Here is a 4648-nt window from a genome sequence, read left to right as displayed (position 1 = left end):
AGTAAGTCCCAATCATCTGAAAGCGTTAACTAAAGTAACAGCAAGGCGCATTCGACCTTTTTTACCCGATGGGACCCCTATGGATAATGATGCTAAAAAGGAAGTCATTACCAAGATTATGAAACACTATAAAAATGGTTTGGTAGTGCTAGATGATATTGATCATTATATGACAGGAGCTAAAGGGCAGTCTATGATTGGCGCATTGTGTACGGTTCGTCATAAAGGAATCGATATTCTTTTGACGCATCAGTCTGTAGTCAAAGTAACAACTTCCGAATGGCAGAATTGTACTTGGCTCAGATTACATCATCAGGTAGATGATGTAACTCGATATCGAGAACGTATTCCTAAGTATGAAATGGTACGTATCGCACAGCTTATCGTAGATGAACAATACGAGTTATGCTCTAGTGCTTTTTCCAGAGGAGAAATTACAGAGCAGGAATATAAGATTCAAAAAAGTTTTTTTGTGTATGTTAATATGAGAGAGCAGCGTATTATGGGTTGTAGCCGATCTGCATTCATAAGAGCTTCTAAAAAGTTTATTGATCAAGAAGAAGGCCGTAAAGTTAAAATGTTACTTAATGAAACTGATTTTAATGGTAATGCTTTATACAAAACCAAAAATGAGGCGATTATTAAAATGATTTCCGATAAGCTCAAATATCACAGTCAAAGAGGTTCCGTTATTTTATAATAGACCAAGGGACACTTTCCAATCGTTCTTTGATTAACTTCAGAGATGTGAGGATTTCTTTTGCATCAGGGTGATTACCATAAGTAAGCTCTTTGAATATACCATTATAAGTAGTGGATAGCTGCTGCCAAGTAGTTTTTAATTCAGAAAAGATCAATGCCTTTGATGGATGATTATAGAGCCATTCTTTATCATTTGGGATGGCTTTATCATCATCTAATCCTACTTGTAGTAGCATAGCTTCAAAATCTTGACTATTTAAAAACTCTTTGATACTTTGCTCTTGAAGTAAAAAATGTAAATCATACGTATGGCGTACCTTATCCGCTAAACTTTGTAAAGGATTCTCCGTATATGAGAAACGGATAAGACTAATGATTTTCTCACAAAATGTTCTAGTAAGTCCCAATACTTTTACCGGGAATGGAGTTAGATCAAATTGTTGTATTAACTGTAAATTCTCCGTTTGTCCAATATATCTAGCAATAAGAGAGTGTACTTCAAATACTTCACTAGGGTATGGACTTCCTAAGGCTGAAACTTCTAGAATAATTTCATCACGTACTTGCCCCAAGCTCCCCTCTAAACTCGCTTTCTCATATCCAAAAGCTACTTTGCGAAGCTTTCCTTTTTTGTTTTCTAGTGGATGTTTATCAATAGAAATTAGTGGTTCAGAAATACTAGAGGTAATCTTTTTTAGTAAAGATTTGATACCAGCGCCACTCATTTCATCATTAGTGATGGTAACTAGGTCAATATCTTCAGAAAACCGCTCTATGAGACGATAACATTTTGAAAGTGCTGTCCCTCCTTTAAACACAATTCCTTCTTTGATATCTATATTGGAAAACAATTGTTTTAGAGCAAAAGTGACCCAATAATCCTTTTCTACCAGTACTTCAGGAATACCAAAATGTTCAGCCGTTATTTTTATGGCAGCTTCAAAAGTGCTTTTATTCTCGTGTAAAATCATTAATTAATGTTCCAGTTCTTAATGGTTGGAAGTTCAGTTTTATTTATTCCAAAGGAATAGCGGCTCAAGGTATTGATTTTCTTTTGTAGCTCTTTAGAGAATATAGTGATTTGTAATGCTTCTAAAATAGCTCCTAAAAGTGCATTTACTTTAGGAGGATATGCTTTTGCGTAAGTAACGATTCGTTTTAAATCTTTATCAGAATACTCTGAAAAGGTGTTCTTTAAAAACTGAAGTAGCACGCCGTTTTCAGCATCAGGTATTCGTTTAAAGTCTTTTATGGTATCCAATACTTGTAGATATGAAGCATTGGTGCTAGTCACAGGTAAATAACTTCTAGTAGATTTAACCCGAAGCTTCCCAAAATCTTTATTGAATTGTTTATCCCAGCTCGCCATAGTAACCGTTACAGGAACTTGAGTGGTAAGTCCAAGCATATTATACAAACGAGTCCCTGTGATGTAAGCGACTTGTTTTTTCTTGTTGAAGAGATAAGTGTTTAGAATCTCGGAATCGCTAGGCTTTAGCTTTCCAAAAACAGTTTTCTCAGGAATATAATATTTTCCTTTTTGAAAGCGTTCAATTTTTCCTTCTGAAACTAGACGACTCAATGCTTTTGCAGCAGCAGTCATCTGACTACTATCAATAGATAGGTCATCGTAGTCAAACACTTTTCCTGATGTAAAGCGATTAATTTGTTGTGTTATGTAAGTCGTAGTATTCATTGGTAACAAAGGTACAATAAGTTTATTTAATGTCAAGTTTTTAATATTATTTACTAGAAAAAATAAGCAACAATTGTTCCATAGTTCAAATGCTATCAGCGGAATGTAGATTGTTAAACTTCAACTTCGTCATCGAAAGATTAATTAATCCGTGTTTAAACCACATTTAAGATGACACAAGAAAACGACATTGCCTGGACACCGATTCTTTACTGCGTAGGTGCAGGTGTAGCAGGTTTGGCTTTAGGAACTTTTCTAATAGCTCCTATGATTCAAAAGATGAAAGCCAAAAAAGAAGCACAAAAGAAAAAAGCAATCACCACTACAAAAAAGTAAACACTAGCTGTTTGCATTTATACAAGCATATCACCCTTGAGATAATTCAAGGATAAAAAAGAAACAATTATGACAGATTATAATGATGAGTTAGCTCAATATGAAGAAGCTGCCGAAGATCAATTTGACGATTATGATAGCTATGAGGATGAGGACGAAGACGATTTTGATTCAGGCTTTGAAGGTTTGGAAGAAGATGGTTACGATGATGACTTCGAAGACGATTACGATGATTATGACCACTACGATGACGAGGGAGCATACGATGATGACGGTTATGACGACTATACAAAGACATCTATAGGAAAGATTGACCCTAACGACCGTACGTTAACAGTAGTAGTTACCAATAAATCAGGCGCAGTAGCCGAAGCCATTATCTTTGGAGGAAATGCAGAATTAGCGCAACCACAAGGAGTCACTGTAGAGATTGAAGAATCTTCACACAAAGAAGTGAGAGAAGAGAGTAAATCGAATCCTTTCAAGATTGCAGGGATGAAATACTCGGTAAGTTCTCCCTTACAATTTGATAATGTATTACGCATTGAGCGAAGAACAGCAGCGGGTTCTAAAACCACTCGTGTATATCAACCACGAAATGCTACTTCACCTCAAAACTTTACCCAAAGCTTGATTGACGATGATAACTTCGAAATGGATGTTACTGGTCAGGATAGTATGCGTGTAATGGTTGAAGATGGCGTAACAGCTGTATTCACATTTACCATTAAAGCTCGTGCGAACCTTGGTAACTTACTAAAAGGATATAATGTAGCAGAATTGTCAAGAGCTCCAAGAACAACAGGACTTCCACAATTGGATTTGATTCGCCGTAGAAGACCTAGAGCTTTTGGATTAAAACCAAGACGCAGACGTCGTCGTAGAATTGTAAGACGAAGACCTGTGAGACGTTCCACCCGTCGTGTTTCAAGACTAAGACGACGAAGACGCTAACCCATTTATCGTAATTCACTCTAAATATCAGCCAGAGTCGAGGAATTTTCCACCCCTTGCTTTGGCTGTTTTTTTACCCTTATGACTAGATCCCAAGCTCAAAATAAAATTGACTACATCGTTTTTCATCAGCCGAAAGCAACGGCTATGATACTGTATGATTATGGCTTTGAAGTTCCCAAAGAAACATCTGCATTGTCTAAAAGCATTAAGGCTTTAATTCGGGAAGAAGGAACAAAAGTTATCGAACAATTGCTAGAACTTCATCCAGATACTAAAGCCATTCTCTCTTTGAAGGAGCGCAAGAAAACGAATTGTAGTGCTTGTCAAAAGAAGACTTTCAATTCAGAAGGGAGCTATTGCGAGAGTTGTGGACACAACAATTATTTAGGGTCAGGAGATGAAGATTCATTTTTAGAGCAGTTTGATCATTTTTCGGATACTCAATTAGAAAAGTATTATCGAGGTGCCGTTAAAAGAAGCAATGAGACTCCTGAAAATAAAACCTTAGCTCAAGAAGTTCAATTGATTTGGAATGAATTACGATTGAGGAAACAAGACGAAAAAAGTACAGAAAAAGGAATAACAACTAAAGAGACCAAAGGGATTTCTAAAGATGATCTTATCCTACTGGGAATGGTCTTCGTAGCAGGAATCTTAGTGGGACACGGTCTTAAAACACAGAATATTACTTATGGTAAATAAAACCGTACAAAATGGAGTAACTACTTTTGTTGGTACAATTTTACTAAGCCTATAATTAATAAATTTGAATTATGGCAAAACGCAAACATTCAATAGATTTTAAAGTGATGATAGTAGAACTATTAAAATCAGGAAGAAGTACTAAAGAGTTAAGTTCAGAATATGATTTGAACGTTAGTTTGATCAGTCGTTGGCGACGCGAATATGAAGAAAAATCAGGTGATTTATCAAAACCAAAAATACTGAGTAAAGAAG

7 protein-coding genes are annotated in these 4648 nt (G+C 36.0%); 5 read left to right on the top strand and 2 right to left on the bottom strand.

The annotated features are described in order from the left end of the window. The coding region (locus GMC_RS0105465; RefSeq protein ID WP_010521189.1) for a hypothetical protein at nt 1-700 on the top strand (700 nt) is incomplete at its 5' end. Here GMC_RS0105465 and GMC_RS0105460 read toward each other — a convergent pair. Beyond that, nucleotides 690-1673, bottom strand: coding sequence for a nucleotidyl transferase AbiEii/AbiGii toxin family protein (locus GMC_RS0105460; RefSeq protein ID WP_010521188.1), 984 nt, complete (start codon nt 1671-1673; stop codon nt 690-692). The genes GMC_RS0105465 and GMC_RS0105460 overlap by 11 nt on opposite strands. Next, nucleotides 1673-2398 (bottom strand): type IV toxin-antitoxin system AbiEi family antitoxin domain-containing protein, encoded by a 726-nt coding sequence (locus GMC_RS0105455; protein WP_029489617.1) that lies wholly within the window; start codon nt 2396-2398, stop codon nt 1673-1675. The genes GMC_RS0105460 and GMC_RS0105455 overlap by 1 nt, the downstream gene beginning before the upstream one ends. 171 nt (nt 2399-2569) lie before the next feature. On the opposite strand from GMC_RS0105455, the gene GMC_RS21805 reads away from it, so the two are divergent. From GMC_RS21805 to GMC_RS0105435, 4 genes are all read left to right on the top strand, one after another. Beyond that, nucleotides 2570-2734, top strand: coding sequence for a hypothetical protein (locus GMC_RS21805; RefSeq protein WP_193361479.1), 165 nt, complete (start codon nt 2570-2572; stop codon nt 2732-2734). A gap of 69 nt (nt 2735-2803) precedes the next feature. Then, nucleotides 2804-3688, top strand: a complete 885-nt coding sequence (locus GMC_RS0105445; RefSeq protein ID WP_010521186.1) for a hypothetical protein — start codon at nt 2804-2806, stop codon at nt 3686-3688. An 81-nt stretch (nt 3689-3769) separates the two neighbouring features. Further along, nucleotides 3770-4393: a hypothetical protein gene (locus GMC_RS0105440; RefSeq protein ID WP_010521185.1), complete on the top strand. Its 624-nt coding sequence runs from the start codon at nt 3770-3772 to the stop codon at nt 4391-4393. Nucleotides 4394-4464: 71 nt separating this feature from the next. Further along, nucleotides 4465-4648, top strand: a 184-nt coding sequence (locus GMC_RS0105435; protein WP_010521184.1) for an IS3 family transposase, incomplete at its 3' end; no start/stop codon positions are given.

This window comes from Aquimarina agarivorans, from assembly GCF_000218485.1.
Taxonomy (GTDB): Bacteria; Bacteroidota; Bacteroidia; order Flavobacteriales; family Flavobacteriaceae; genus Aquimarina; species Aquimarina agarivorans.
Note: the sequence above shows the minus strand (reverse complement) of the source record. Positions and strands in the feature narration are given on the sequence as shown.

Coding starts and splice junctions, on each gene's coding strand:
- GMC_RS0105460 (WP_010521188.1), bottom strand. CDS start 1,673: ATGATTTTACACGAGAATAAAAGCACTTTTGAAGCTGCCATAAAAATA.
- GMC_RS0105455 (WP_029489617.1), bottom strand. CDS start 2,398: ATGAATACTACGACTTACATAACACAACAAATTAATCGCTTTACATCA.
- GMC_RS21805 (WP_193361479.1), top strand. CDS start 2,570: ATGACACAAGAAAACGACATTGCCTGGACACCGATTCTTTACTGCGTA.
- GMC_RS0105445 (WP_010521186.1), top strand. CDS start 2,804: ATGACAGATTATAATGATGAGTTAGCTCAATATGAAGAAGCTGCCGAA.
- GMC_RS0105440 (WP_010521185.1), top strand. CDS start 3,770: ATGACTAGATCCCAAGCTCAAAATAAAATTGACTACATCGTTTTTCAT.